Below are 25,833 nucleotides of genomic sequence, written 5' to 3' on the forward strand. Positions count from 1 at the left end.
TAACTTAGCAAGTAGAGAATAGCATATACATGTCTCTACTTGCATTTTGTCAGTCTCCTACTTTAAACATATACCCCTTATATGAATTATGAATGATCAAGACGATTCCGATAAGCATAAAATTGGATAATAACGAACTTCCACCATAGCTTAAAAAGGGTAGGGTGACACCTGTGACAGGTAAAAGCCCAATGGTCATGCCGATATTTTGAGTAATTTGAAAGGCTAGTAAGCTTGAAATACCTGCCCCCATTAAAGTCATAAAGGGATCTCGCGCTACTACCGTAATAACGACAATACGATAGATAACAAAAAAAAGTAGCGCGATTACAAATGCTCCTCCAATAAAACCTAGCTCTTCTGCAATAGCAGAGAATATAAAATCGGTATGTTTTTCTGGTACATAGACATTGTTATGTAGATAGCCCTTGCCCACAAATTCTCCTGACCCGATAGCCATAAAGCCTTGGCGTACTTGAAAAGAAGAATCTGTATATTCATAAGGCTGAAGCCATCCATAAATTCTAGAAATCTGATGTCCTGATAGAGCACCTAAAACCTTCTCTGTAAAAAATTCATTAAATCTGACATAGAGCACTACCAGCGTACTGATGATAACTAGAGGAACAGTCGTAAATACGACAAGAAGCTTTCTATGAATACCTGAAAAGAAAATCATCGGTAAAATCATTGCCATATACAACATGACCATACCTGTATCGGGTTGTCTATAAACAAGTAGCGTAGGAGGAAGGACAATTAGCCCGATTTTTATAAGTAACCAAAAATCTGCTAGATAGGAGGGGCGGACATTTTTCTCTTGATGAGCAATAATGACCTTACTCACAACTATTAAAAAAGCAAACTTTAAAAATTCCGAGGGTTGGAGAGAACCTAAAAACGGGATTTGATACCATGATTTTGCCTGATTGATCGTTCGAGCAATGCTTTCAGGAGCAACAATAAGACCAGCCGTTAAAGCAACTATTAGGAAGTAAAATGGCCATCCAATCTTCTTCAACTGTTCAATATCAAGCAAGGATATTCCAAGCATGATGGTTAATCCGATGACATAAAATAAAAACTGTTTGATAATAAAGGAGCTTGCATACTGTTCAAAATTTACACTACTAGAATGGACAAAAAGGCAACTAATAGCGCCGAGTAAAAGAAGACTTATTACTAAACTCCAATCTAACTTCTTGAATTGCGTCAAATGTAACACCTCCATTCTCTAGTATGAACGCTTACAATGTATGGAAGGTTGCGAATGTTTTTCTAAAAATAGTATGAATAAGTAGCGATAATCTGGCTAATTTAGCGAGTTAAATTACCTAAATAAAACTAAATGATGGGTATAAATTCTTAATATTTCGATTAAAATTTACAAAAATATAACACTGGCTTTATATCTCTATACTATCATTATTGGTAAGAGTTGGAGGAGGAGCCAAGGATCATGCATTTTTTCCGTTTCATTAAGGTGAAGGACAAGTTACTTGTACTCATGATTGTTTGTGTATTATCGAATGTATTGCTAGGTGTATTCAGTGTAGATTATTTAAGGAAAATGTCGTGGCATGCAAGTGAGAGTTACACACAGGGACTTGTCCCAATTGGATGGCTAAATGAGCTAGAAGAATCACAGCGTCGATTAGATTTTATAGTAGATTCGAAGGGTGACGATAAAGAAATGACAGCCATTTTACAAAACATGGCGCAGCCTTTAGATCATCTAGATAGCCAAGAAATTGACAAGAAGATGAGTCATCAAATTAAGAAGTATAAGTCATTGCTTAAGAAGCAGGAAGAAGCCATTGAGAACTTTAAGCAATTGAACCATGGTGAGCTAGATCAGTTTTATGTGCAAACATTTTTACCAATTAGTCAGGAGAGTCATGCATTATTAGAAGACACGCAAAATTATTTGGTTCAACGAGCAAAAGACCAACAGCAGGCTTATCAAAAAGATGTACAATTTGGCTACTGGTTACTAGGTGGCGTATGCTTAGCGGTTGTCTTGCTTGTTATCCTTATCGGCTTTATTGCAACGAAGGCAGTCAATGTGCCAACCCGTCAACTAAAGTCATTATTAAAACGAGCAGAACAAGGTGATTTCACTGCCAATGCAAGTTATGTAGCTCATGATGAGCTTGGTGAAGTAGTTCTGTCATACAATCAAATGGTAACAGAGGTGAAACGACTACTACATACTGTCACAGACAGTGCTTATGAAGTAGAAGAAATGACAGGCAAATTGCAGAAATCCTCTGAGCAATCATCAACAACGACATTAAAAATAGCGAAGGATGTACAATCTATTTCAGAGTCAATTTCTGCTTCTTCTAGTAAACTAGCTTCGAATACTGCTTCCTTAGAGGAGGTTTTAAATGATGTACAGGTTATTTTAGAAAAGGTTCAGGTTGTAGAAAGTTTTGCACAAAAAACGGCCAGAGATGCAGAAAGTGGAACTGAAATTGTACAGGCTAATTTAACACAAATGCAAGCTATTAAGCAGGCGGTTGAAAAATCTAATACAGCTATCTTTAATTTAGTAGAGCGGGCTGCATCGATTGATCAAATGATTGAAGTAATAGAAAGAATAACAGCGCAAACTAATTTACTGGCTTTAAACGCTTCCATTGAAGCCGCTAGAGCAGGAGAGCATGGTAAAGGCTTTGCAGTAGTGGCTAATGAGGTTCGTAAGCTTGCAGAGCAAACTGTTCAATCGACACAAACGATTACATCCATTGTACAAAACATCCATCTAGATTCGAGTTATGCGGTACAAATGATGGAAGGGGTTTTAGTAGCGACTGAAAAAGGTGTAGCTGTTACAGGACAAACTGCGTCAAGTTTTGATCAAATTTTAGAAAAAGTACATACTATTAAGCCATATATTATGGAAGTATCTGCTACGGTTCAAGAGATTGCCAATCACACGCAGAAGGTAAGTGAGGATGCGGGTATGCTGACAGCCTTATCCGATACGAATGCCGTGTCTACTAAGCATGTTGCTACGTTAACAGCTGATCAATTAAAAGCTCAGCAACAGTTCCATAATTATATTAAGGAATTGCGCAAAGTATCAAAAGTTTTGCAAATAGCTGTCAAACGTTTTTCGATATAATTTAATATTAAAGAATAATATTCAAAAAGGGTCTTCTTTGCAAAAAATAGCAAAGAAGATTCTTTTTTTTGCATGGTTACAAAACTAGCTTATGAAAGTGTAAATGATTTGTGTTTTTGAGATGTACAAATGTGTTTTGTATATTTTTGTAGCACAATATTTTTCTTGTTCTCATATACTGTGAATAAGGGATTGTATGTTCTTTGTAAGGAATATTATTAATATAATTGTTGTATTTTCAAAACGAACACATTATAATGAATTTCATTGAAAGTGTTATTAAATCAATGTTTATTAATGTATTTTTGTACTTTCAGAAAGTACAATTGTTCACATGTGGAGGTTTTGGGAAATGAAAAAGATTATTGTTACTGGAGCACTTGGTCAAATTGGTTCTGAGCTAGTAGAAAAACTTCGTGGTATTTATGGAGAGGACAATATACTTGCTACAGACATTAGAAAGCTTGAACATACTAAGGGCCCATTTGAAATATTGGACGTGACAGATGGACAAAGAATGCATGATTTAGCAAAGGACTTCGGTGCAGATACGATGATGCATTTAGCAGCATTATTATCAGCTACAGCAGAGAGAAATCCATTGTTAGCTTGGAATTTAAATATGGGTGGATTAATGAATGCGTTAGAAGTTTCACGTGAGTTAAATATGCAATTTTTCACGCCAAGCTCAATTGGTGCGTTTGGTCCGTCTACACCTAAGGAAGATACACCACAGGATACTTTGCAAAGACCAACAACTATGTATGGGGTAAATAAGGTAGCGGGTGAGTTATTATGCGATTATTACTTTAATCGTTTTGGTGTTGATACACGCGGAGTACGCTTCCCGGGGCTAATTTCTTATGTAACACCTCCAGGTGGTGGTACAACAGATTATGCTGTAGAAATTTTCTATGAAGCCATCGAACAAGGCAAATATACATCGTATATTCAGGAAGGTACATTTATGGATATGATGTACATGCCAGATGCCTTACAAGCTATTGTAGATTTAATGGAAGCAGACGGTAGTAAGCTTATTCATCGCAATGCTTTTAATATTACAGCCATGAGCTTCGAACCTTCGCAAATCGCGGCTGAAATCAAGAAACACTTACCAAATTTCACAATGAGCTATCAGGTAGATCCTGTTCGTCAAGCCATTGCAGATAGCTGGCCAAACTCTTTAAATATTGAAGCGGCTCAAAAAGAGTGGGGCTTCAAAGCAGAATATGATTTAGCTAAAATGACGGTAGATATGTTAGAAAAATTGAAAATTAAACTGCATAAAAAAGCAATTTCATAATAGATAGGCAACGGGTGAAGACTAGACTTCATCCGTTTTTTTATATATAAAAGAAAATTATTGGAATATATAGATTAAATTATGAAATTAAAATATAATAATATTCGGAATATTAATAGTATTCAGTTAAATTGATGCTATGATAATTTCACAAGGGGAAATTCACAAATGAAGGGATGATGGGTTTTATGATGCAAGCACCATTAGTTTTAACTAGTTTTTTTAAACGAGCAGAGAGCTATTTTGCAAGAAAATCAATTATTTCACGGACAAGCCCACACAAAATACATCGTTTAACATATGGGCAGTGGGCAAAAAGAACGCGTCGTTTAGCAGATGCCCTTACGAAGCTTGGGATGACAAGAGGAACAAAAGTCGGCTCCTTTGCGTGGAATCAGCATCGACATTTAGAAGCTTATTTTGCTGTGCCTTGCTCAGGGGCAATCTTACACATGGTAAATATTCGTTTATCAGAAGAGCATTTGATCTATATTATTAATCATGCAGAAGATGAGATTTTAATGGTCGATGTAGATTTATTACCGATCATTGAAAATATTGCGCCAAAACTTGAGACAGTGAAACATTATATCATTATGACGGATGAACCAGCTTTGCCAAAGACTACATTACAAAATGTTTTATCCTATGAGGACATATTAGCTACTGCTGATGAAGAATTTCAATTTCCAGAGGATATTGATGAAGAAGCACCTGCCGGTATGTGCTATACAAGCGCCACAACAGGGAATCCAAAGGGGGTTGTCTATTCCCATCGGGGTTTAGTACTACACAGTATCATGCTGAGTATGTCTGACTCTATGGGAATTGCGGAAAGAGATGTCGTGATGCCGATTGTACCCATGTTTCATGCAAATGCATGGGGCTTGCCTTTTGCTAGTGTCAATGTGGGTGCTACACAAGTTCTACCAGGTCCGCAATTTACTTCAGCATTAATAATGGATTTAATCGAACAAGAAAAGGTTACATTAACTGCTGGTGTTCCAACCATTTGGATAGGTGCCTTACAGGAACAGGAAAAGAAAGAACGAGATATTAGTTCTTTAAGAGCGATATGCTGTGGTGGATCGGCTTCACCAACTCGACTCATTCGGACATTTGAAGAAAAATATGGAATTCCTTATATTGTTGTCTATGGCATGACGGAAACTACACCAATCGTGGCATTGTCTAATTATATGTCATGGATGGAAGATTGGCCGATTGAAAAACGTATTGAAGCTCGAGCGATGCAAGGGATGACAATGGCAGGTATCGAATCTAGTATTATTAATGAGGCGGGGGAGGTACCTTGGGATGGCGAAACAATGGGGGAATTACGTTTAAAAGGCCCATGGATTTCCAACGAATACTATCGTGATGAGCGAACAGCAGATGCTTATCGAGATGGTTGGTTATATACTGGTGATATTGCTGTACGAACAGCAGATGGCTTTATTAAAATTACGGACCGTACGAAGGATCTTATTAAATCAGGTGGGGAATGGATTTCCTCTGTTGATTTGGAAAATGCGCTGATGACTCATGATGCCGTTTTAGAAGCGGCTGTCATTGCCATGCCCCATGCTAAATGGCAGGAGCGTCCATTAGCTTGTGTTGTATTGAAAGAGGGACAATCAGTAACTGAACCAGAGCTTCTTGCTTTTTTAGAAAATCAATTTGCCAAGTGGTGGGTACCAGATGCAGTCGTCTTTCTAGAAGAAATTCCAAAGACATCTGTCGGAAAATTCCTGAAAGCGAAGCTGCGAGATAATGTAGCAGAAATTTATCCTAAATCATTGGTATAGGTAAAAGAGCGATTTCCGTAAATGGAAGTCGCTCTTTTTTGAGTTATTTAGTTAGCATGTGGAAGACTTGTTCAACGTCTTTATCGCCACGACCAGAGATATTAATAATAATGCTTTCCTCAGATGATAAAGTTGGTGCTAATTTTAGAGCATGTGCGACTGCATGTGAGCTTTCAAGAGCAGGAATAATACCTTCAACCTTAGAAAGTACTTGGAAGGCATCTAAAACTTCTTCATTTGTCACGGTCACATATTCAGCACGACCGATTGTTTTCAAATGGCTATGCTCAGGCCCCGCACCTGGATAATCTAAACCAGCTGCTATTGAATAGGTAGGGAGTGGGTTGCCTTCTGCGTCCTGAAGTACTAAACATTTGAAGCCGTGTAGCTCTCCTGGTGTTCCTTCGTTTAAGGTAGCAGCTTTGTCTGGCTCTATTCCAATAAGACGAACATCTTCGTCTGCAATATAATCAGCAAATGCCCCAATGGCATTACTACCGCCTCCTACACAGGCAAGAACAGCTGTCGGCAGCTTTCCTTCCTTTTCTAAAATCTGTTCACGACTTTCGCGGCTAATCACTGATTGAAAATGTTTAACCATTGATGGGAAGGGGTGTGGTCCAACTGCTGAGCCTAATAAATAGAAGGTTGTTTCATAGTTTTCTACTAAGTCAGCGAATGCCTCATCTACTGCATCCTTTAAGCGTCCTTGCCCTTTATCGACAGCTACAACTTTCGCTCCGAGAAGTTCCATGCGAAATACGTTCAATGCCTGACGTTTTGTATCTTCCAAGCCCATATAAATCGTGCAATCCATTCCAAACATGGCACACGCTGTAGCTGTTGCTACACCATGTTGACCTGCCCCTGTTTCGGCAATCACGCGATTTGCTCCCATACGTTTAGCTAGTAAAATTTGTCCTAATACATTATTGATTTTATGGGAGCCTGTGTGGTTAAGGTCTTCACGTTTTAAATAAATTTTTGCGCCACCTAATTGCTTTGTTAAATTCTCTGCAAAATAAAGAGGGGATTTACGACCGACATATTCACGGAAATAGTAATCTAATTCTTGCTTAAAATCATCATCCTCTTTATACTTTTGAAAATTCTCATCTAGTCTATTTAAAACATTTTGAAGCTCCTTTGGAACAAAGCTTCCACCAAATTCACCGAAATATCCCTTTTTTTCTACTACTGTACTCATCTTAACTCGACTCCTCTATGCTAATTTTTCCAAAAAAAAAGCCACTCCAATCCCTCATAAAAAGGACGAGTAACCGTGGTGCCACCTTCATTCGCAATTTTTGCGCGCTTTCCTGCTCCGGTAACGGGGAGCGAAACGGCCTTACATTTGATAAGGCTGCTCTGAAGTCCATTCACAAGTCTGTACTACTGGTTTGCACCAACCACCAGCTCTCTAAAAGTAACAATGCTTGCTACTACTCTTCTTCCTTGCATTTATTAGAAAGAATTGTAGAGTATTTTCAGAATAGTGTCAAGAAAAAAGACGAATCTAAAAAGATCCGTCAGTTAAATCAAATTTTTAAAGTGAAGGCGTTTGTTTAAAACATACATAATCGGTGCACCTACAGCTAATACAACAAATTCACCCGCCGCGACTGTTAGCCAAGTCCAGAAAAATGGCAACTCTAAAGCCAAGTTCAGCTCAAAGGCAATGATAAACATAGTACATGTAAAGAGCAATGTATTAATAATTAAACGTGCCCAAATATTTTTGACAAATTTACAGATTAAAATAAACAGGCCAAGAGTAATCATTGAATGACCTACACCAAAAACTAAATCGTAAATGCCAAGTGGTGAAAAGAGATTAGAGATCAATACACCAATAATAATCCCTACGGCAAAGCGTGGATTAAAGGCCACTAAATGGTTAAACATCTCAGATACTCGGAACTGTACCTCTGTAAAACCAAATGGGGCAACAAGCATGGTTACAGCTATATATAGAGCCGCAATGATACCACTTGCTGCTAAAAATTTTATCTTCATATTCATTTCTCCTTAGTTTTTTTTCGTGGGATGGTTACGAACCACGGTGCTTTCACACAAGTAAATATTCTATAATAGATATCTAGTAGAAGTCAAATGTCAGACTTTGTCTATAATGTCCTATCGTCGCAAAATTGTCATAAATATTTTTTACTATGTTGAAAAAAGAAATCGATTAACTAAAACAGCGTAGTTTAGCGGTTTAAAGCGCCAAATTAAATGAAAAACTAAAATATTTTGTCACTTTTAAAAGTCAGAACATTCATAATGTTGTTGACGGAGCTCGATAATAACGATAATATAGCGATACATTCACACTTTGTTTGGATAAAGTGCGATAGATATTCGAGAATATAATCGGGGGGATTATTTGTGAAAAGCAATGTAAAGAAGTTGTCATTCCTTCTTTTTGGATTAGTGTTGCTTCTTGCTGCTTGTGGTAGCGGTGGCTCAGGTACAGCAGATTCAAAAGGAAATGAAAAAAACAATGCAAGTGAGAGCGGAAATGCAGACGATAAAACATATAAAATCGGGATTACTCAAATTGTTGAGCATCCATCGTTAAACGCAGCAACGGAAGGCTTTAAAAAAGCAATTGAAGATGCTGGCTTAAAAGTTGACTACGATCCACAAATTGCACAGGGAGATAATAGCCTTAACACAACGATTGCTAACAATCTAGTAAGTGCAAACGTAGATTTAATTTTTGCAAACTCTACACCTTCTGCACAAGCCGCTGCAACAGCAACAAGTGATATTCCAATTATTTTTACATCTGTTACAGATGCTGTTGGTGCACAGCTAATTGACTCAATGGAGAAGCCAGGGAAAAATATTACAGGCACAATCGATTTACATCCAGAAACGATTTCTAAAACTGTAGCATTCCTAAAAGAGCTTGGTGCGAAAAAAGTAGGGATGGTCTACAATGCGGGTGAGCAAAACTCTGTTGCTCAAGTTTCAGAAGTGAAAAAGGTTATGGACGAACAAGGTTTAGCGGTGGTAGAAGCATCAGCATCCACTTCAGCGGATGTAAAGCAAGCGACAGAATCTCTAATTGGTAAAGTAGATGCTTTCTATATTATTACTGATAACACAGTTGTTTCTGCATTAGAATCGGTAATTGATGTTGCCAATACGAATAAATTACCATTAATCGTAGGAGAATTAGATTCTGTGGCACGTGGTGGTTTAGCTGCTTATGGTTTTGAATATTTCGATATCGGTTATGAAGCAGGTCAAATGGTTGTGAAAATTTTAAAAGGTGAAGCGACACCTGCCGATACACCAGCACAATACCCACAAAATCTGAAATTATTAATCAATAAAAAAGTTGCAGATGATTTAGGCATCGAAATTAAAGATTCTTGGGGTGCCGAAATTCTAGAACAGTAAAACGAAGCGGGGTGCATTATCCCCGCTTTATCTTCATTTTACAAGTGATATAAATAATAAAGAGATTTAGGAGATGATTCAACGATGTTTTTAGCATTATTTGGCGCAGTGGAGCAAGGAATCATCTATGCAATTATGGCACTTGGTGTATATTTAACATTTCGGGTGTTAGATTTTCCGGATTTAACGGTTGATGGAAGCTTTGTAACAGGGGCGGCAACTGCAGCAACAATGGTTTTGCTTGGCTACCACCCAATCTTAGCGACTTTAGTGGCAATTGTTGCTGGATTTATTGCTGGATGTATGACAGGAATTCTTCACACGAAAGGAAAGATTAATCCGTTATTATCAGGAATTTTAATGATGATTGCTTTATATTCGATTAATCTACGTATCATGGGGTTAACTGCAGAAAATACGATAGGTCGCCCGAATATTCCACTACTAAACTCTGAAACAATCTTTTCAAAGTTTCAATCTTTTTGGAGTAATTTAGGGATCGATGATGCTATCAATAACCTATTAAAAAGCATAGGCTTTCAGCATGTACCAGGTACATGGAGTGTGCTGATTGTTGTATTAATCATCACGATTTTAATTAAGTTAATAGCAGACTGGTTCTTAAAGACAGAGGTTGGGCTAGCTATCCGAGCAACTGGTGATAATAAACGAATGATTCGCAGCTTCTCTGCAAATACAGACACACTTATCATTTTGGGGCTAGGTCTTTCCAATGCGCTTGTCGCATTTTCTGGAGCTTTAATCGCACAATACTCGAAGTTCTCTGATGTTAGTATGGGGATTGGTATGATTGTGATCGGTCTCGCATCCGTTATTATTGGTGAAGCTATTTTTGGGACTAAAACTATTATCCGTACAACGTTTGCAGTTATTGCAGGAGCCATCATTTATCGTATTATATTAGCTTTAGCATTACGTGTAGATTTCCTTGATTCAGGAGACATGAAATTAATTACAGCGATTATCGTTATTTTGGCGCTGATCTTACCGCAATTTATTAATAAGAGTAAAGAACGTAAACGTAAAGCTAAACGTGCTGCAGAACTTTCACAAGTAAAAAAAGTAGAGCAGGGAGGTAATGGCCTTGCTTAAATTACATGGTATTAATAAGGTATTTAATGAAGGAACACCTGATGAGAAGATTGCACTTGCGGAGATAAACCTACATTTAAAGCCCGGTGATTTTGTGACAATTATAGGTAGTAATGGTGCAGGTAAATCAACGATGATGAATATGATTTCAGGTGCTTTAACACCCGATTTCGGTACAGTATTGATTGATGGTAATGATGTGACAAGTTTGCCTGAATATAAACGCTCTCAATACATTGGGCGTGTCTTCCAGGACCCAATGGCAGGAACTGCACCTACGATGACAATTGAAGAAAATCTAGCATTAGCATACTCTCGAAATAAGCATAGAGGACTACGCAATGGTGTGGACAAAAAGCGTCGTGAATTTTTTAAAGAATCGCTAGAGATGCTTGGTTTGAATCTTGAGAATCGTCTTTCTGCTAAGGTAGGTTTACTTTCAGGTGGGGAACGTCAAGCTTTGTCGCTCTTAATGGCTACCTTCACAAAGCCATCTATTTTATTGCTGGATGAGCATACGGCTGCACTTGATCCATCACGTGCAGAGTTAATTACCCGTATTACGAAGTACTTAGTGGAAAAAGATAATTTAACGACATTAATGGTAACGCACAATATGCAGCAAGCATTAGATTTAGGGAATCGTCTTATTATGATGGATAAAGGCCAGATCATTTTAGAAGTTGGTGAAGATCGCAAACATGAATTAACAATCCCTGATTTAATGTCCGAGTTTGAACGTATTCGTGGGGAAAAAATGAATTCGGACCGTGCTCTATTAGGTTAATATCGAAACGCTCATACACTTGTATGGGTGTTTTTCATAGTGTAAAAAATTTCATCAATAGTGTTTTTATGAATGGTGTAAATGAATGACCGTTGCAGGTTCCCTAATTTCACGTGTGGGGGATGCCGATCTATCTTATGGGAGTCTAGTAGCCTTCCAATCCAGCACATTAATTTAGCAAAGGTCCTCACTACTCTTTATGGAGGGGCGTTGTCACACATCGTTTTTCCGCATTGTTAGTATGATAGAAAATGAAAGGACACAGTTTCAAAAGGGTTGATTGGAGAGGAGTTGCCCCTTAGGGGATTTAGCGGCTCATCAGACGCCACCTGGACGCTGGCGGAACAGATATCAATCCCTCGCCTTGCAGAATGTCTCTTTCCGCAGACGATATTATTTTTTCAACATCATATAAAACGCTCATGCACTAGTTGAATAATTTTATTTAGGGAAATTAAACGATCGATAAACTTTATCGCATAAAAAAGCCTCACTTTCAGAGAAGTGAGGCTCTTCATTTTAAACGAGTAAGCCAAATAGTTGAATATCGTTGTTTACTTCTTTGTATTTGAAGCCGAATTCATCCATTCGGGCAAGTAGTCCTTCATATTCAGCACGATCACCTAACTCAATGCCGACTAGTGCAGGGCCACTTTCTTTATTATTTTTCTTGGTATATTCAAAGGTAGTAATGTCATCGTTTGGTCCAAGTACACTAGTGAGGAATTGACGTAATGCCCCGGCACGCTGAGGGAAGCTGACGATGAAGTAGTAAAGTAAGCCTTCGTGTATAAGTGATTTTTCTTTAATCTCCTGCATTCGTCCAATGTCATTATTCCCACCACTGATGATGACAACGACTGACTTACCTTTAATTTCTTCTTTATAAAAATCAAGAGCTGCCACTGATAATGCTCCTGCAGGCTCAGCGATAATCGCATGTTTATTATATAGATCTAGAATGGTCGTACATACCTTGCCTTCAGGTACAAGAACAATATCATCTAAATAGCGACGGCAAACATCATAAGTATGATGACCGACGCATTTTACTGCAGCACCATCAACGAATTTATCAATCCAATCAAGAGCAACTGCGCCACCTTCAGCAAAGGCAGCCTTCATACTACCAGCACCAGCAGGCTCCACACCAATAATTTTACTAGCTGGAGAGAGATTTTTAATGTAGGCAGACACGCCTGACATTAAGCCACCACCGCCAATACTTCCGAATACGTAGTCGATTGGCTCCTCCATATCATTCATAATTTCTACCGCTACCGTTCCTTGACCAGCAATGACATCAAAATCATCAAATGGATGAATGAAGATTTTACCATGCTCTTCACAATAGCTCAACGCGCTTTCAGCAGAATCATCGAATGTATCTCCTGCTAAAATAATTTCCACATATTCACGTCCAAACATACGTACTTGGTCTATTTTTTGCTTCGGTGTTGTTTGTGGCATAAAAATGCTTGCTTGAATTTTTAATTGGGCACAGGCATAAGCTACACCTTGTGCATGATTGCCTGCACTTGCACAGACAACCCCAGCATCGCGCGCTTCATCCTCGATTTTTTTAATTTTATAATAGGCACCACGAAGCTTGAATGAGCGTACATGCTGTAAATCTTCGCGTTTAATATAAATATTAGCTCCGTATTTCTCGGATAAATAGTCGTTTTTTTGTAGTGGTGTGTGCACAACTACATCTTTTAAAAAATGATGTGCAATCAGGACATTCTCCACTTGCACGGTTCTAGTATCAGCAACTTCCATAGTATTCATCCTCCGTTATACGTTTAAAACATTTATCTATGATAGCACACTTTATTTGCTTTTTGTGATTAATTTTTAGTAAATTCTAAATTTTCCGTGTCTATTTTATGATGTAAGCGTTTTATCTTGATATAGCTAATTATTTTATAAAGAAGCAATGTCTCAGACCTAGAATTAGCTCAATTTAAGGGGAGAAAATCTGTTGTTTCAATTCTAAAAAATACTACTCTCATAACAAAAATGGTCAAGCATATACTAGATTAGCTTAGGACAAGTAGGAGGGTATGTAGTGGAAATCATTCAAGGAATTTTATCAACATATTGGAAGTTTTTTGATTTGGCGATGTGGCAAGAAGTACTAATGGACCCTGTCTCCTGGGGACTAATATCCTCATTAATTATTATAGAAGGTTTGCTGTCGGCAGATAATGCACTGGTATTAGCGGTACTAGTGAAACATTTACCAGATAAACAGCGAAAACGGGCATTAATGTATGGTATGCTAGGTGCCTATTTTTTTAGATTTTTATTTATTGGCATAGGTGTTTATCTAGTAGAATTTTGGTTTATTAAAGTATTAGGTGCTTTGTATTTAGGTTGGCTTTGTGTAGCTCATTTCCTTCACATAGGGAATGAGGATAGTGTAAAAGAGGTAAAGAGGTCAGGATGGATGGTGCGTCTTTTCGGCACGTTTTGGGCAACTGTCATTTCTGTTGAGCTAATGGATATTGCTTTTTCAATTGATTCAATCTTTGCTGCGTTTGCGATATCAGATCAGGTCTGGGTGCTTTTAATTGGAGGGATGTTAGGAATATTAATGATGAGGACGATTGCAGGTGTATTTTTAATCATCATTGAAAAAATACCAGAACTTGAAGCAACAGCCTTCATAATTATAGGTGTCATCGGCTTAAAAATGTTAGTAAGTGTTTTTAATATCCACATCCCTCATTATTTATTCTTCCTTTTCTTAGTGATTGCTTTTTCCATCACAATCATTGTGCATATGATGAAGAGAGTAAGAGCTGCCTAATTAAAAAGTACTGTTCTCCAAAAATGAGAACAGTACTTTATTTATTTTACATATTTATCTGGGTCAACAATATAGAACTTTTCAACATTAAGCCAGCTCTCGCTCATTGGTTCGCCGTCATCAATACGTTTTTCAGTCTCCTGCATCATCCAACCAGTCTGAGACGCATGGGCTTGTAATGCTTTTAATTTGTCCATTCGCATTTCCCGAATATCATAGACCACATGTGGTTCACCATTTTTTTCAATCGTATCATTGGCGAAGGCACAACCGAATATTTGTGGACGAGCAGCCTTTGGCATACGACGTACAGCTTCAATTACAGCACGTGCTGTTGCTTCATGGTCTGGGTGGACAGCAAAGCCAGGTAAAAATGTGAAAATTAAAGAAGGCATTAGTTCTTCGATTAGCCCTTCCATTAATTTTACCATTTTCTCATCATCTTCAAATTCAATTGTTTTATCACGTAGACCAAGCATGCGTAAATCTTGAATACCCATCGCCTCTGCCGCTGTAACCAATTCCTTACGACGGATTTCAGGTAAAGACTCGCGTGTAGCAAAGGGTGGATTACCTAAATTACGTCCCATTTCGCCTAATGTTAAACAGGCATATGTAACAGGTGTATTCATTTTCTTTGTATAGTAGGCGATGGTCCCCGCAACTGAGAAAGCCTCATCATCTGGGTGAGGGTACACAATTAAAATATGACGTTGTGGTTGTAAATTCAAATAGTCGTCCCCCTTAGTAAGTAAATGGCGTTTCACTAATTTCAAGCGCAATCGCCAATTTTCCAGAGTAGTCTAGTCCAGCCATTAATAAACGGCCTAAATCATCTAATTCAAAATGTGTAATGCCTTGAGCATAAACCCAGCCATGAGGTAATTTTAAACCCACACGATGAGGTGCATTATCTACAACCTTAGCAAGCTCATAGTTAATTTTAGCATTGCGAATAAAAGCACCTGCATTAAAAAACTGTTCATCATAGTGTGCTGCATAAGATCCGTTTGTCGTCTCAAGATGAATATAAACGTCTTTGTTGGCGAAAGAATTCAGCAATTTTTGCAACGTCTCTACTTGTACTTCTTGCATCTTAACACTCCTCTCGATCATTTCTCCTTTAAGTATAGTAAAAAAAATTCGCAAAGGGAAATTGATTGCTTTGATAAAAAAATTGATGATTTATATTTACAAACCTTAGCGCCATTTTGTCCAAATTTTTGAGAGTGTGAAAATGAATCCTAGCATCCAGAGAAATAAATCATCATCTCTAAACCTATGACAAGTTCTTAAGCAATATTCTTGAAAAAATTATTGTAATGTATCAATATAGGGAGTGTGAAAATAAATATGTACAAACTGTGTCGTTTCGCATTGTATCCGTTTTCACATCTGAAAAGATATTGCAACCATGACTTCTTCCTAATTTGTGTGTGTAGACAGCTCCACCTGTTGAAGGTAGTATTATTTCAGAAATAATGAATTCTATCTTGGTACAATAGATGACGTTCCTTGAACAGGTTATGCAAGGTAGCTGTGAAAAAGGGAAGAAAAATGAAGCTCATTATCATAGTATAATAAAAACCGCGACTCTCTTTATGACGGAGAGTCGCGGTTTTTTATTGAAAATTAATGTAGGCTATGTATTTGTTAGTATCGATTGAGCTTTCGTTCTATTGTATCTAAACGATTATTAACATTTTGTAATTGTTTAAACATTTGCTTCATATAAAGATTTTGATCTTGGGTTTCAGTAGTTTTGGCTTGTGCCAATTCTTCCTCCTCCTGCAGAGCCAATATTGTGGCAAGGGTGGATAATGAGTAACCAAGTGTTAATATTATGGAGGCAATTACTTCAACTTTTGAAGAGGTGATTTCTCCAGCTAGTAAACCTGATTCTTCCGTTAAGTCTTCTACCTTGTTTTTTTTCATTTTTTCCCCTCCCATACAGCTAATATATGGGGTATGAGGCATTAACGTATCTTGTCCAATTTTAATCTTTATCGGATAAATACTCATCATTAAATAATTGTTTAGTATTTGTAATTTTCTAATAATTACATTGATTTTTCCATTTAAATATAGCATTATAGTAGGAATAAACAAGACGTTTAGAGGGGGAATTAGAGTGAATAAGGACTTTAAATATTGTAAGGAATCAAGAGTGATGCGTACAAGTCGTGTATTTCCAAACGATGTAAATAATCATAATACATTATTTGGCGGACGATTGATGAGCGATATTGATCAAGTTGCTTCCATTTCAGCTGCAAAGCATAGCAGAAGAGATTGTGTTACAGCCTCAACTGATTCAGTCGATTTCCTACATCCCATTCGCCCAACAGATTCGGTTTATTTCGAATCCTATGTAACTTGGACGGGAAGGTCTTCTATGGAGGTTTTTGTTAAAGTCATTTCTGAAAACTTGAAAACTGGGGAGAGAAAGGTGGCAGCGACTGCATTATTAACTTTCGTGGCATTGGATGAAAATAACAAACCAGCACTGGTCCCACGAGTAATACCTGAAACAGTAGAAGAGACAAAATTGCATGAAACAGCTTCAGAACGAGCGAAGGCCCGTGCTGAACGTAAAAAGGAAAGTAAAGCATTAGCGCAATTTATATCTATGAATGATCCATGGGATTATCGGCTAGAAATGATGGAGAATTATATGTAAAAAAAGAGGGATGTCTCAAATGACTTTGAGACATCCCTTTCATTCTTATATTTCTGTTACTGTTACGTGTGGAGCACCAAAGCGTGATTTCGCTCCATGCATGACAGGACCTACATATTCATTTAGCGCCCAGCCATGTGCAATAGCTGCCGATACAAACTCTTTTGCTTCAATGACAGAATCTTTAATAGTAAGACCATTCGCAAGATTCGCTGTGACAGAGGCAGCAAAAGTACAGCCTGCACCGTGGTTATTTGTAGATGCAACTTTTTCAGATTCTAATAAGTAGAATGTTTCACCATCAAAGAATAAGTCTATTGCTTTTTCAGTAGCTAGGGCTTTTCCACCTTTTATGACAACAGCTTTAGCTCCTAGTTCATGGATTTTACGAGCAGCAATCTTCATGTCGTCAATGTTTTTTGGTGTACCTGTGCCAGCTAATTGTCCAGCTTCAAACAGGTTTGGTGTTGTTACCGCTGCTAGTGGTAAAAGATGCTGAATCATGGCATCTGTGTTACCTGGATTCAGTACTTCATCGTCACCTTTACATACCATAACAGGATCGATGACAACATTTTTAGTCCCTGAATTTGCAATAGCCTTTCCAGCAATACGAATAATTTCTTCTGTTGAGAGCATTCCTGTCTTAATGGCATCAATTCCTGTGGAAAGTGCTGTGTCAATTTGTTTTTGTAGTAAATCAGTTGGCAAAGGTGTGACGTTATGTGTCCAGCCGTTAGGGTCCATTGTTACGACAACTGTTAATGCCACCATCCCATATGTATCGTGCTCTTGGAATGTTTTAAGGTCAGCTTGCATTCCTGCACCGCCTGATGTATCTGAACCAGCAATTGTTAATGTTTTTTTTAGAGTCATGTAAAGGATCTCCTTTATCGTTAAGAGTTATAAAATTAACATCTAGTATAGTCCGATTCTGATTCTATAAAAATAGCCAGAATACTATATTTTTATATGGTCAGTTTCAACTGATGCTTGAATTCATCTTTAATTTTTTGTACCGTTGTAAGAAGAGAAAGGGGCTTAAAGAACGATGAAACAAGTATTCCCGAATGATTGGCAAGAAGTACTCAAAGAAGAATTAGAAAAACCATATTATCAAAAACTACGTCAATTTGTCGCAAATGAATATTCGACACAAACTATTTATCCACCAATCAATGATGTGATGAACGCATTCTATACAACAGCATATCATGATGTGAAGGTTGTTATTTTGGGACAAGACCCTTATCATGGGCCTAATCAAGCGCATGGGCTAAGCTTTTCTGTTAAACCAGGTATTCCACATCCTCCTAGCTTACGGAATATGTTTCAAGAGCTACAGGATGATTTAGGCTGTCCAATTCCTCAAAATGGAACGCTAACAAAGTGGGCTGAACAGGGTGTTATGCTATTAAATACGGTGCTTACAGTTCGAGCAGGACAAGCGAATTCCCATAAAGAACGAGGGTGGGAGCAATTTACCGATGCTGTTATCGATCTATTAGCTGCAAGGGAAGAACCACTAATTTTTGTATTGTGGGGCAAACCAGCGCAACGCAAAAAGCAATTAATCCGAAAATATAAAACGCCACATGTCATACTCGAAGCGCCACACCCAAGTCCATTAAGTGCTTATCGAGGATTCTTTGGTAGTAAACCTTATTCAAAGATAAATCAACAATTAGTGGAGTGGGGCAAGCAGCCGATTGATTGGTGTTTAGAATAGATTGGCACAAATCGTTTGCTTTATACGCTTTAGCAATCATGTTACATTTAATATAGAAGAAAGTGAGGGACATTGATGAAGGTGAATTGTTTTAAGTGTCAATTTTTTAAAGTAACCTGGGACCCTCAAAACCCACGAGCATGTGCAGCTTATGGCTTTAAAACAAAGCAAATACCATCCGTTGTTGTGAAGCAATCCTCGGGTGTAGATTGTTTAAAATTCGTACCAAAAGTAGAAAGTGGGAGAATGTAATGATTTCTTATCAGGCCGTTATACAGCAACTTGAAAAACAATTATCTTACGCAAAAAATGCGGGAAATGATCAGCAAATTCGTGAGGCACTTACAGCCATTCGAGCATTATGTGATGTGGTGTTAGATTCTTCAAGTGATGCACCATCTATCACTCCTCATAAGCATGTACCGCAAATGCTTGTATCAGAGTCAAAACCATCCACTTTATATACAGCAAAGATTGAAGAAGATGGAGCCAATGGCGATTCCATTTTTGATTTTTAATCCATTTTAAAGGTAGGGTAACGAAAATGAAAAGATTTATCGTGACAGGTGCTCTTCATGGCCTATTAGCAGTAGCATTCGGTGCATTTGGTGCACATGCTTTAAAGGAAATTTTAGATGAATATAGTCAAGGTATTTGGGAAACGGCTGTTCAATATCAAATGTTTCACGCTACAGGATTACTAATCATTGGTCTGTTAATGAGCTCTAAACTATTAGGTGAAGTGAAACAATTAAATCTAGCAGGTATTTTCTTTAACCTTGGTATTGTTTTCTTTTCTGGGAGCTTATATGTTCTGGCGATAAGTGGTATTAAAGTATTAGGAGCTATTACACCAATTGGTGGCGTACTATTTTTAGCTGGATGGCTACTTATTATTTTAACTGCTCTCAAGCATGCTCGCTAATTTTAAGCTGACTCTCTTACATTATTTGTAGGGGGGTTTTTCTTTGTTATGAGTCATCTTTCAAAGATAGGGATTTAAATCCTATCCATTTTGTAAGAATTTATAGTACACTACTAATATTACTTGCAATATTTCGAAAATACCAAAAGTGAGGTTACGTAGTATGGAAAAACTATTTACATTACTGGATGCTAACTATAATGAGATGGTAGGGATTCGTCGCCATTTACATGAATACCCTGAATTATCCTTTGAAGAAGTCGAAACGCCATCCTATATAGCTACTTTTCATAGAGAATTGGGTCATGTGGTTCGAGAAGGAGTGGGAGGACGTGGCGTCGTAGCGATATTACGTGGCGGAAAGCCGGGCAAAACGGTGGCTTTACGAGCTGACTTCGATGCATTAGCGATTCAAGAGGAAAATGATGTACCTTACAAATCTAAAATAGCTGGAAAAATGCATGCATGTGGACATGATGGACATACAGCTACATTGCTTGGGCTAGCTAAGGCATTAAATGCGATGAGGGACCAAATTGAAGGCAATGTCGTATTTATTCATCAGCATGCAGAGGAAGTGGCTCCAGGTGGAGCTAAGCCGATGATTGAGGATGGTTGTTTAGAAGGTGTAGATGTTATTTTTGGTACACATTTATGGGCACCTACACCATTAGGAGAAATATTAGTGAAAGACGGAGCCATCATGGCTGCAGCGGATAAAGTAGAAATAACGGTACAAGGAAAGGGTGGTCATGGCGCAGAGCCTCATCATTCTATTGATGCAGTTACCCTAGCCTCCCAATTTGTCGTTAATGCTCAACAGCTTGTTTCAAGACGAATTGACCCATTGAAATCAGCTGTTTTAACAATCGGTCATTTTGAGGCAATTAATCCGTTTAACGTTATAGCTGATCGGGTAGTTTTAGCGGGGACAATTCGTACATTTGAAGAAGAAGTACGCATACAAATGGAACAAGAGTTAGAAGCAGTATTAAATGCGACTTGTTTGGCATTTGGGGCAAGTTACGAATATCGTTACACAAGGGGTTATCCACCTGTTTATAACCATCAGAGAGAAACCGAGTTTTTGGCACAATTGGCATCGACTGTACCAGGGGTAGATCAAGTAATAACATGTCCGCCATTTATGATTGGGGAAGATTTTGCGTATTATTTAGAAAAAGTACCAGGCACATTTTTCTTCACAGGAGCTAAAAAGCCAGAATGGGAAACGGCTTATCCGCATCATCATGCACGCTTTGATTTTGATGAACGTGCCATGCTAATTGCAGCAAAAACCTTAGGTAAAGCAACCTTAACGTATTTAAAAGAAAATTGAACATAGCGAATGATAAAAATCCGCATACGCCCATCGACTTTTGGTCAGTGAGTGTATTGCGGATTTTTACTTAGAGATAGAATTATGGATTTTGATTAAAGTAAGCCATTTCCTCATCATACTCAGCAAAATCGAAATAAATCATAGGGAAAAGAAAACGATGATTAGACTTAAGCTCACGAATAATGACATGATCTCGACCAGCTGCTTCTACCACACCACGAACAGTTTTTGTGTTTTTTCCCTGCTCTACTGCGTGCTCAAAAGAAAAATGGAAGGTAGCTGGTTTTCCACGGTTCAAACGCAAAATATTTTCTATATAGGACTCCTCACGGCCAGGTGGTCGTCCGCTCGGAAGTGTGACTGGAGGAGGAGTCATTTGTTGTTGCGTTGTTGGTGTCCAATAATAAGGCATCATCAATTATCAACCTACTTTCTTTTTAAATTTGAGGACAATCTTGTTCAGTTGGCGAGAAAAAACAATGGGATTTGAACCTGCCAGTATTCCATTGGCCATACCATTGTGCAGGACAATCACCTGCTGGCATGAAAAACCACAAAGAGCGGGTAGCTGGATGAAATCTTTCACCCTGAATCACCCTTTTAGCTAACCGGATATCTTGATCACGTGCTCTTTGATAAAAATAACCCTTTTGTGTTGCCTCAAAGCCTCCCGGACGCTGATAAACCATTTGTTCAATTGTTCGAATATCACCAAAATCTAAACAATCACCTCTTACACGATTAACGCCAACATTCCCAACCATCAGCATGCCTAACTCTCCTTCGCCTTCTGCTTCGGCACGCATTAGTCTTGCAAGTAGGGCTGTCTGTGCATCATTCGTCTTAATAACAGCGATTTTCATACCTCCTCGCAGACAGTATATGCACGAAGGTATAGTAGTCATGTTCAATTTTATTAAGAAAGACAATCACATATTAAAGTTACTATGCATATAGTAGTAATAACGACAAGTACGTAGAAAATACTTCAAATCCTGCAAGGCCCGATAGTTTTTATAGCAAAAAGGGTAAATAGAAAAAAATAGATTTAGGGGAACGTGAGATCAATGAATTGCATGTGTATCTAATACATGTGAGGTGATGGCTTATGGAAATTGGCGTTTGGTTTGGGATCTTATTAAGTGCAGTACTGGCCTTTCTATTAGGGGAGTTTTATGGACAGCCGCTCCACTGGTATCTCTTTATTGTTATTATAGTGATTGGTTTTTTTATTCAAACGGTTATCTTAATTTTAAAAGTAAAGAACGAGAGCTCTTAATGAGGTATATAGAAGAAACGTGTTGAGGTTAAGAAAGTGTCATCGCTAAAAGATGGCACTTTTTTATATTGTGAGTAAAAGGGTGGAAAGCAGGGCATCAGGAAAAATGCCTTTACAATGCTTGTTTTAGCTGAAATCCAATAAGACATAATTATTCTTGCCTAGTAAGTATATTAAAAATATAGCGTGACATACTAAAATTGACTTTATTTTTGCTTTTATGAAGGAGCGTTTCCATGCGTATTTTTAGTATGTTTGTAGCGATCATCATCAGCGCTTTTCTGGCAGTTGGAATAGCAGAATATTATCATCAACCATATAATTGGTATTTAGTTTTTCTTATGATTCTAACTGGGATTTTTATTCATATTATTATTTTAATATTCGAATCTGAGAATGCAGAAGAAAACGAAATTTAAAAATGCGAGTCCGTCAATATGGACTCGCATTTTTAATTAGATATTAAACAGTTAAGAATTTAACCAATTTATCTTTATCAAGAAGGTTTCCGACGAAAAATTCCCCGAATTCGCCATAGCGTGCTGACACTTCGTCAAAGCGCATTTCATATACTAATTTTTTGAATTGCAGTACGTCATCAGCAAATAAAGTTACGCCCCATTCGTGATCATCGAAGCCTACAGAGCCAGTGATAATTTGTTTTACTTTACCAGCATAGCCGCGACCAATCATTCCATGTGAACGCATTAATGATTTACGCTCATCCATTGATAGCATGTACCAGTTGTCGTTCCCTTGACGGCGTTTATCCATTGGATAGAAGCATACATATTTAGCGCGCGGAAGTTCAGGATATAGACGCGCACGTACATGTGGATTTTGGTAAGGATCTTCATTTGACTCGCCAGCTAAATAGTTTGAAAGCTCTACCACAGATACATAAGAATATGTAGGAATTGTAAAATCTGCAATAGCTAATTTATTGAATTCTGCTTCAAGCTCTTGTAACTCATCCATTGTTTCACGCAATGTCATAATCATAAAGTCAGCTTTTTGACCAACGATTGCATAGAAAGCATGAGCACCTGTTTTAGCTACGTCTGCTTCGTTCAGTTTTTCTAAATAAGCAATAAATTCCTCTACTGCTGCTTGACGTTCCTCAGCAGAAACAAGTTTCCAAGATGCCCAATCAATTGAGCGGAAATCATGTAAAGCGTACCAACCATCTAACGTAATTGCTGCTTCATTCATTATTGAAAACACTCCTTTATAAGTGAATACCATTCAAAAATTAGTTTATCATAGTTTGTACAAAAACCCTAAGTTCATGATAGTAATTCACGAATTTGACACCATCTAAAGATCATGTATTCTAAAGAGAAGAGATGTAATAAGAGGAGTACCAAAATGAAACATATTTTACAACAGCCAATTTGGCGTTATTATGATCAATCCATTAGTGCGAAGCAAAGATCACCGCTTGAATCTTTTGCGACGGACGATACATTGTGCCAATTAGTTGGCCAATTGATGTCTCCTCCAACAATTCGTACATGGGTTCATGAGGCATCTGTTGTGCTAGGTATTCAAGACCATCGGTTACCTTATGTTCAGCAAGGTATGGAATTACTAGAATCTAGAGGCTATCATCCTATTGTTCGTAATTCTGGTGGACTAGCGGTTGTGCTAGATGAAGGGATTCTTAATATTTCCATTGTATTGTCTGAACAAAAAGAGTCGCTCAGTATAAACGATGGCTATGATGTGATGGTGGACCTTGTGAAGGGATTGTTCCCAGAAGTAGCTGAAAAAATTGAGGCTTATGAAATAGTGGGCTCTTATTGCCCAGGTTCTTATGATTTAAGTATTGATGGGAAAAAATTTGCTGGTATTTCACAAAGACGCTTACGTCAAGGGGTGGCAGTGCAAATTTATTTATGTATTGAGGGGAGTGGCTCACAGCGCGCGGCACTTATCCGTGACTTTTATGAAGAGAGCTTGCAACAAGAGGAAACAAAATTCGCTTACCCTCAAATCGTGCCAGAAGTCATGGCTTCGCTATCGGAGCTTATAGACCCTCATTTAACAGTAGAAGCGGTTGTTATTCGTCTACAGCAACTACTTAATCAGTGGGCCGAGGAAGTACGTCCACAGTCCTTTTATGACGAAGAATTAACGTTGTATGGTTTTTATTTACAGCGGGTTTTTGAGCGCAACACCAAAATGCTTGAACGTAAGTAAGCTAGTTGATTATATGAAACAGAAAAAGCGATGCGGCTAATTTAGCGCATCGCCATTTTCTGGTTGATAAATAGAACTGCTAGTTACAAGATTTCCGTTCTTCTCCATTTTAAAAACAGGCGCAATTCGCTCTTCCTCTTCATCAAGCGTAACAAGACGTCTAGCACGATTCATAATTTGAACAAATTGCTCGTAATCTTTGCGAATCGCTCGATTTTCCTCTTCTAGTTTTGTAATGGTTTTCTCTAGTTTTTTATTTTTCTCAGATGTTACATGTACAAGTTGTCGCCATTTTGAAGATTCATTTCCTACTTCACCAGAATGCTGTAAACGTAGTAAATAAGCTATGACAATATCAAGAGAAAGGGCAGATAGCGGAATTGATTTTCCTTCTGCAGCACTATTATTTACGGTAAACATACTAGAAGCACGGCGTCTTGCTGGCGCTCCCAACACTCGCATTCTCTCTTTTCTTTCCTTTTTAGCTTCTGCTAATTGTTCCTCGTATTCTTTACGAACAACGGCATTCCAACGAAAACCACAGGCTGCCGCAGTACGATTTAATGCATCGCCTGCTTCCTCAAAGGCATTAAGCTGTGTGCTTCCTTCTGTTACATGACGGATTACAGCCTCTGCTAGTAATTCATCGTTTTCTTTTAACCAAGCATCTTGTCTTACTTTACTCATATTAAAATCCTCCCACCTTTATCTGGAACTTGTTATTTAAGACTAGCATGACCAATCTTTTAACCTTTTATTCATCTATGTAGAAGGAATTATGCTTGAATAGAAGGGGAAAAGTACGATACAATACCCGATGTAGGTTTGCGCACATGCTGCATACTTAAATATGTGAAGGTCATGTGTGCAATAGAGCGAGATTATGTTTGAAAAATACTATATAGAAAGGGTTGTTGACAAAATGGCAAACGAATTTAAAGTTTGCGATGAATGTCAGGCCGTTAACTTAAAAACGTTAATTCCAAAATTAAAGGAAATCGATCCTGATGCAACCATCGAAATTGGCTGTCATTCTTACTGTGGTCCAGGACGCAAAAAGACATTTACCTTTGTAAATAGCCGACCTGTTGCTGCATTAACAGAAGATGAACTAATGGAAAAGGTTTTAGCAAAATTAAAAAAGTAAAACTAAAAGCTATCTCTACTTGGGGGATAGTTTTTGTTTTGCTTTTTTATATGTTGAGAAAATTAGACCAATATAAATATAAAAATAATGATAAAGGTAATCGAAATAGGTTGTTAATATCTATAGAAAAATGGCAATAAGTATGCTAGTCCTAGATTT

The 25,833-nt window shown here is 37.9% G+C and carries 29 protein-coding genes, 1 riboswitch and 1 other annotated feature; of the genes, 17 read left to right on the top strand and 12 right to left on the bottom strand.

Translation table 11 applies throughout. The features are described 5' to 3' along the window. Nucleotides 1–49: 49 nt before the first annotated feature. The gene (locus tag MKY76_RS02800; RefSeq protein WP_342557394.1) at nucleotides 50–1,216 is read right to left on the bottom strand and encodes an FtsW/RodA/SpoVE family cell cycle protein; all 1,167 of its coding nucleotides are present in this window, start codon (nucleotides 1,214–1,216) and stop codon (nucleotides 50–52) included. Nucleotides 1,217–1,459: 243 nt separating this feature from the next. Between MKY76_RS02800 and MKY76_RS02805 the strand changes: the two genes are divergently transcribed. From MKY76_RS02805 to MKY76_RS02815, 3 genes are all read left to right on the top strand, one after another. Further along, complete coding sequence (locus MKY76_RS02805; RefSeq protein WP_342557395.1) at nucleotides 1,460–3,130, top strand: methyl-accepting chemotaxis protein; 1,671 nt, start codon at nucleotides 1,460–1,462, stop codon at nucleotides 3,128–3,130. A gap of 352 nt (nucleotides 3,131–3,482) precedes the next feature. Beyond that, a complete protein-coding gene (locus MKY76_RS02810) occupies nucleotides 3,483–4,436 on the top strand; it encodes an L-threonine 3-dehydrogenase (protein ID WP_342557396.1) in 954 nt (317 codons plus the stop codon). Between the two features lie 188 nt (nucleotides 4,437–4,624). After that, nucleotides 4,625–6,244 carry a long-chain fatty acid--CoA ligase gene (locus MKY76_RS02815; protein ID WP_066037065.1) on the top strand — a complete coding sequence of 540 codons (1,620 nt, stop codon included), beginning with the start codon at nucleotides 4,625–4,627 and terminating at the stop codon, nucleotides 6,242–6,244. A 43-nt stretch (nucleotides 6,245–6,287) separates the two neighbouring features. Here the strand turns inward: MKY76_RS02815 and trpB are convergent, their stop codons facing one another. Further along, entirely contained in the window at nucleotides 6,288–7,451 is a 1,164-nt protein-coding gene (gene trpB, locus MKY76_RS02820; protein WP_048393416.1) for a tryptophan synthase subunit beta, read from the bottom strand. A 58-nt stretch (nucleotides 7,452–7,509) separates the two neighbouring features. Then, nucleotides 7,510–7,709, bottom strand: a binding site (T-box leader). 68 nt (nucleotides 7,710–7,777) lie between these two features. After that, complete coding sequence (locus tag MKY76_RS02825; RefSeq protein ID WP_048393417.1) at nucleotides 7,778–8,260, bottom strand: QueT transporter family protein; 483 nt, start codon at nucleotides 8,258–8,260, stop codon at nucleotides 7,778–7,780. Nucleotides 8,261–8,266: 6 nt separating this feature from the next. Further along, nucleotides 8,267–8,311, bottom strand: a riboswitch (PreQ1 riboswitch). Between the two features lie 321 nt (nucleotides 8,312–8,632). On the opposite strand from MKY76_RS02825, the gene MKY76_RS02830 reads away from it, so the two are divergent. The 3 genes from MKY76_RS02830 to MKY76_RS02840 all read left to right on the top strand — a co-directional run bounded on the left by MKY76_RS02830 (nucleotide 8,633) and on the right by MKY76_RS02840 (nucleotide 11,555). After that, nucleotides 8,633–9,655 (top strand): ABC transporter substrate-binding protein, encoded by a 1,023-nt coding sequence (locus MKY76_RS02830; RefSeq protein ID WP_342557397.1) that lies wholly within the window; start codon nucleotides 8,633–8,635, stop codon nucleotides 9,653–9,655. 84 nt (nucleotides 9,656–9,739) lie between these two features. Continuing rightward, nucleotides 9,740–10,768 carry an ABC transporter permease gene (locus tag MKY76_RS02835; protein ID WP_009371612.1) on the top strand — a complete coding sequence of 343 codons (1,029 nt, stop codon included), beginning with the start codon at nucleotides 9,740–9,742 and terminating at the stop codon, nucleotides 10,766–10,768. Further along, on the top strand, nucleotides 10,761–11,555 hold the full coding sequence (locus MKY76_RS02840; protein WP_004225432.1) for an ABC transporter ATP-binding protein: 795 nt from the start codon (nucleotides 10,761–10,763) through the stop codon (nucleotides 11,553–11,555). The genes MKY76_RS02835 and MKY76_RS02840 overlap by 8 nt, the downstream gene beginning before the upstream one ends. 519 nt (nucleotides 11,556–12,074) lie before the next feature. Here the strand turns inward: MKY76_RS02840 and ilvA are convergent. After that, complete coding sequence (ilvA, locus tag MKY76_RS02845; RefSeq protein WP_048393422.1) at nucleotides 12,075–13,337, bottom strand: threonine ammonia-lyase IlvA; 1,263 nt, start codon at nucleotides 13,335–13,337, stop codon at nucleotides 12,075–12,077. A gap of 289 nt (nucleotides 13,338–13,626) precedes the next feature. On the opposite strand from ilvA, the gene MKY76_RS02850 reads away from it, so the two are divergent. After that, a complete protein-coding gene (locus MKY76_RS02850) occupies nucleotides 13,627–14,370 on the top strand; it encodes a TerC family protein (RefSeq protein ID WP_004225430.1) in 744 nt (247 codons plus the stop codon). A 41-nt stretch (nucleotides 14,371–14,411) separates the two neighbouring features. On the opposite strand, the gene bshB2 is transcribed toward MKY76_RS02850, so the two are convergent. From bshB2 to MKY76_RS02865, 3 genes are all read right to left on the bottom strand, one after another. Then, nucleotides 14,412–15,101, bottom strand: a complete 690-nt coding sequence (gene bshB2 / locus MKY76_RS02855; protein WP_103117403.1) for a bacillithiol biosynthesis deacetylase BshB2 — start codon at nucleotides 15,099–15,101, stop codon at nucleotides 14,412–14,414. Between the two features lie 13 nt (nucleotides 15,102–15,114). After that, nucleotides 15,115–15,465 carry a YojF family protein gene (locus MKY76_RS02860; RefSeq protein ID WP_004225428.1) on the bottom strand — a complete coding sequence of 117 codons (351 nt, stop codon included), beginning with the start codon at nucleotides 15,463–15,465 and terminating at the stop codon, nucleotides 15,115–15,117. 558 nt (nucleotides 15,466–16,023) lie between these two features. Then, nucleotides 16,024–16,305 carry a hypothetical protein gene (locus MKY76_RS02865; RefSeq protein WP_048393429.1) on the bottom strand — a complete coding sequence of 94 codons (282 nt, stop codon included), beginning with the start codon at nucleotides 16,303–16,305 and terminating at the stop codon, nucleotides 16,024–16,026. A 196-nt stretch (nucleotides 16,306–16,501) separates the two neighbouring features. Between MKY76_RS02865 and MKY76_RS02870 the strand changes: the two genes are divergently transcribed. Continuing rightward, nucleotides 16,502–17,050: an acyl-CoA thioesterase gene (locus tag MKY76_RS02870; RefSeq protein ID WP_004227610.1), complete on the top strand. Its 549-nt coding sequence runs from the start codon at nucleotides 16,502–16,504 to the stop codon at nucleotides 17,048–17,050. 45 nt (nucleotides 17,051–17,095) lie between these two features. Here the strand turns inward: MKY76_RS02870 and thiD are convergent, their stop codons facing one another. Next, a complete protein-coding gene (gene thiD, locus MKY76_RS02875) occupies nucleotides 17,096–17,926 on the bottom strand; it encodes a bifunctional hydroxymethylpyrimidine kinase/phosphomethylpyrimidine kinase (protein WP_315059431.1) in 831 nt (276 codons plus the stop codon). A gap of 175 nt (nucleotides 17,927–18,101) precedes the next feature. Between thiD and MKY76_RS02880 the strand changes: the two genes are divergently transcribed. From MKY76_RS02880 to MKY76_RS02900, 5 genes are all read left to right on the top strand, one after another. After that, nucleotides 18,102–18,779 carry a uracil-DNA glycosylase gene (locus MKY76_RS02880; protein ID WP_054548579.1) on the top strand — a complete coding sequence of 226 codons (678 nt, stop codon included), beginning with the start codon at nucleotides 18,102–18,104 and terminating at the stop codon, nucleotides 18,777–18,779. A gap of 75 nt (nucleotides 18,780–18,854) precedes the next feature. After that, nucleotides 18,855–19,031, top strand: coding sequence for a hypothetical protein (locus MKY76_RS02885; protein ID WP_048393435.1), 177 nt, complete (start codon nucleotides 18,855–18,857; stop codon nucleotides 19,029–19,031). Further along, on the top strand, nucleotides 19,031–19,297 hold the full coding sequence (locus tag MKY76_RS02890) for a YwdI family protein (RefSeq protein ID WP_048393438.1): 267 nt from the start codon (nucleotides 19,031–19,033) through the stop codon (nucleotides 19,295–19,297). The genes MKY76_RS02885 and MKY76_RS02890 overlap by 1 nt, the downstream gene beginning before the upstream one ends. Nucleotides 19,298–19,323: 26 nt before the next feature. Continuing rightward, entirely contained in the window at nucleotides 19,324–19,704 is a 381-nt protein-coding gene (locus MKY76_RS02895) for a DUF423 domain-containing protein (RefSeq protein WP_103117406.1), read from the top strand. A 163-nt stretch (nucleotides 19,705–19,867) separates the two neighbouring features. Then, nucleotides 19,868–21,043, top strand: coding sequence for a M20 family metallopeptidase (locus MKY76_RS02900; RefSeq protein WP_103117407.1), 1,176 nt, complete (start codon nucleotides 19,868–19,870; stop codon nucleotides 21,041–21,043). Nucleotides 21,044–21,125: 82 nt separating this feature from the next. On the opposite strand, the gene gerQ is transcribed toward MKY76_RS02900, so the two are convergent. Next, entirely contained in the window at nucleotides 21,126–21,461 is a 336-nt protein-coding gene (gene gerQ / locus MKY76_RS02905) for a spore coat protein GerQ (RefSeq protein ID WP_004227629.1), read from the bottom strand. A gap of 22 nt (nucleotides 21,462–21,483) precedes the next feature. Beyond that, a complete protein-coding gene (locus tag MKY76_RS02910) occupies nucleotides 21,484–21,909 on the bottom strand; it encodes a cell wall hydrolase (RefSeq protein WP_004227631.1) in 426 nt (141 codons plus the stop codon). 245 nt (nucleotides 21,910–22,154) lie between these two features. Here MKY76_RS02910 and MKY76_RS02915 point away from each other — a divergent pair, with 245 nt between their 5' ends. Next, nucleotides 22,155–22,325 carry a hypothetical protein gene (locus MKY76_RS02915; RefSeq protein WP_004227634.1) on the top strand — a complete coding sequence of 57 codons (171 nt, stop codon included), beginning with the start codon at nucleotides 22,155–22,157 and terminating at the stop codon, nucleotides 22,323–22,325. Between the two features lie 236 nt (nucleotides 22,326–22,561). Continuing rightward, nucleotides 22,562–22,744: a hypothetical protein gene (locus MKY76_RS02920; RefSeq protein WP_004227636.1), complete on the top strand. Its 183-nt coding sequence runs from the start codon at nucleotides 22,562–22,564 to the stop codon at nucleotides 22,742–22,744. Nucleotides 22,745–22,787: 43 nt separating this feature from the next. Here the strand turns inward: MKY76_RS02920 and hemQ are convergent, their stop codons facing one another. Further along, nucleotides 22,788–23,537 carry a hydrogen peroxide-dependent heme synthase gene (hemQ, locus tag MKY76_RS02925; protein WP_004227638.1) on the bottom strand — a complete coding sequence of 250 codons (750 nt, stop codon included), beginning with the start codon at nucleotides 23,535–23,537 and terminating at the stop codon, nucleotides 22,788–22,790. Nucleotides 23,538–23,693: 156 nt separating this feature from the next. On the opposite strand from hemQ, the gene MKY76_RS02930 reads away from it, so the two are divergent. Beyond that, complete coding sequence (locus MKY76_RS02930; RefSeq protein ID WP_054548577.1) at nucleotides 23,694–24,527, top strand: lipoate--protein ligase family protein; 834 nt, start codon at nucleotides 23,694–23,696, stop codon at nucleotides 24,525–24,527. Between the two features lie 36 nt (nucleotides 24,528–24,563). On the opposite strand, the gene MKY76_RS02935 is transcribed toward MKY76_RS02930, so the two are convergent. Further along, nucleotides 24,564–25,214: an RsfA family transcriptional regulator gene (locus MKY76_RS02935; protein ID WP_004227650.1), complete on the bottom strand. Its 651-nt coding sequence runs from the start codon at nucleotides 25,212–25,214 to the stop codon at nucleotides 24,564–24,566. Between the two features lie 235 nt (nucleotides 25,215–25,449). Between MKY76_RS02935 and MKY76_RS02940 the strand changes: the two genes are divergently transcribed. Beyond that, entirely contained in the window at nucleotides 25,450–25,674 is a 225-nt protein-coding gene (locus MKY76_RS02940) for a DUF1450 domain-containing protein (protein WP_004227652.1), read from the top strand. The last annotated feature ends 159 nt before the right edge of the window (nucleotides 25,675–25,833 follow it).

Origin of the sequence: Lysinibacillus sp. FSL P4-0201, from assembly GCF_038593425.1 — a bacterium.
GTDB classification, from domain to species: Bacteria; Bacillota; Bacilli; order Bacillales_A; family Planococcaceae; genus Lysinibacillus; species Lysinibacillus capsici.

What these genes read in the sequence shown, in the direction of transcription:
- MKY76_RS02890 (WP_048393438.1), top strand. Translation starts at nt 19,031, where the DNA reads ATGATTTCTTATCAGGCCGTTATACAGCAACTTGAAAAACAATTATCT.
- MKY76_RS02825 (WP_048393417.1), bottom strand. Translation starts at nt 8,260, where the DNA reads ATGAAGATAAAATTTTTAGCAGCAAGTGGTATCATTGCGGCTCTATAT.
- MKY76_RS02810 (WP_342557396.1), top strand. Translation starts at nt 3,483, where the DNA reads ATGAAAAAGATTATTGTTACTGGAGCACTTGGTCAAATTGGTTCTGAG.
- MKY76_RS02910 (WP_004227631.1), bottom strand. Translation starts at nt 21,909, where the DNA reads ATGAAAATCGCTGTTATTAAGACGAATGATGCACAGACAGCCCTACTT.
- MKY76_RS02935 (WP_004227650.1), bottom strand. Translation starts at nt 25,214, where the DNA reads ATGAGTAAAGTAAGACAAGATGCTTGGTTAAAAGAAAACGATGAATTA.
- MKY76_RS02940 (WP_004227652.1), top strand. Translation starts at nt 25,450, where the DNA reads ATGGCAAACGAATTTAAAGTTTGCGATGAATGTCAGGCCGTTAACTTA.
- MKY76_RS02880 (WP_054548579.1), top strand. Translation starts at nt 18,102, where the DNA reads ATGAAACAAGTATTCCCGAATGATTGGCAAGAAGTACTCAAAGAAGAA.
- hemQ (WP_004227638.1), bottom strand. Translation starts at nt 23,537, where the DNA reads ATGAATGAAGCAGCAATTACGTTAGATGGTTGGTACGCTTTACATGAT.
- MKY76_RS02915 (WP_004227634.1), top strand. Translation starts at nt 22,155, where the DNA reads ATGGAAATTGGCGTTTGGTTTGGGATCTTATTAAGTGCAGTACTGGCC.
- MKY76_RS02805 (WP_342557395.1), top strand. Translation starts at nt 1,460, where the DNA reads ATGCATTTTTTCCGTTTCATTAAGGTGAAGGACAAGTTACTTGTACTC.
- MKY76_RS02895 (WP_103117406.1), top strand. Translation starts at nt 19,324, where the DNA reads ATGAAAAGATTTATCGTGACAGGTGCTCTTCATGGCCTATTAGCAGTA.
- MKY76_RS02835 (WP_009371612.1), top strand. Translation starts at nt 9,740, where the DNA reads ATGTTTTTAGCATTATTTGGCGCAGTGGAGCAAGGAATCATCTATGCA.
- ilvA (WP_048393422.1), bottom strand. Translation starts at nt 13,337, where the DNA reads ATGGAAGTTGCTGATACTAGAACCGTGCAAGTGGAGAATGTCCTGATT.
- gerQ (WP_004227629.1), bottom strand. Translation starts at nt 21,461, where the DNA reads ATGATGCCTTATTATTGGACACCAACAACGCAACAACAAATGACTCCT.
- MKY76_RS02860 (WP_004225428.1), bottom strand. Translation starts at nt 15,465, where the DNA reads ATGCAAGAAGTACAAGTAGAGACGTTGCAAAAATTGCTGAATTCTTTC.
- trpB (WP_048393416.1), bottom strand. Translation starts at nt 7,451, where the DNA reads ATGAGTACAGTAGTAGAAAAAAAGGGATATTTCGGTGAATTTGGTGGA.
- MKY76_RS02865 (WP_048393429.1), bottom strand. Translation starts at nt 16,305, where the DNA reads ATGAAAAAAAACAAGGTAGAAGACTTAACGGAAGAATCAGGTTTACTA.
- thiD (WP_315059431.1), bottom strand. Translation starts at nt 17,926, where the DNA reads ATGACTCTAAAAAAAACATTAACAATTGCTGGTTCAGATACATCAGGC.
- MKY76_RS02815 (WP_066037065.1), top strand. Translation starts at nt 4,625, where the DNA reads ATGATGCAAGCACCATTAGTTTTAACTAGTTTTTTTAAACGAGCAGAG.
- MKY76_RS02920 (WP_004227636.1), top strand. Translation starts at nt 22,562, where the DNA reads ATGCGTATTTTTAGTATGTTTGTAGCGATCATCATCAGCGCTTTTCTG.
- MKY76_RS02930 (WP_054548577.1), top strand. Translation starts at nt 23,694, where the DNA reads ATGAAACATATTTTACAACAGCCAATTTGGCGTTATTATGATCAATCC.
- MKY76_RS02885 (WP_048393435.1), top strand. Translation starts at nt 18,855, where the DNA reads ATGAAGGTGAATTGTTTTAAGTGTCAATTTTTTAAAGTAACCTGGGAC.
- MKY76_RS02900 (WP_103117407.1), top strand. Translation starts at nt 19,868, where the DNA reads ATGGAAAAACTATTTACATTACTGGATGCTAACTATAATGAGATGGTA.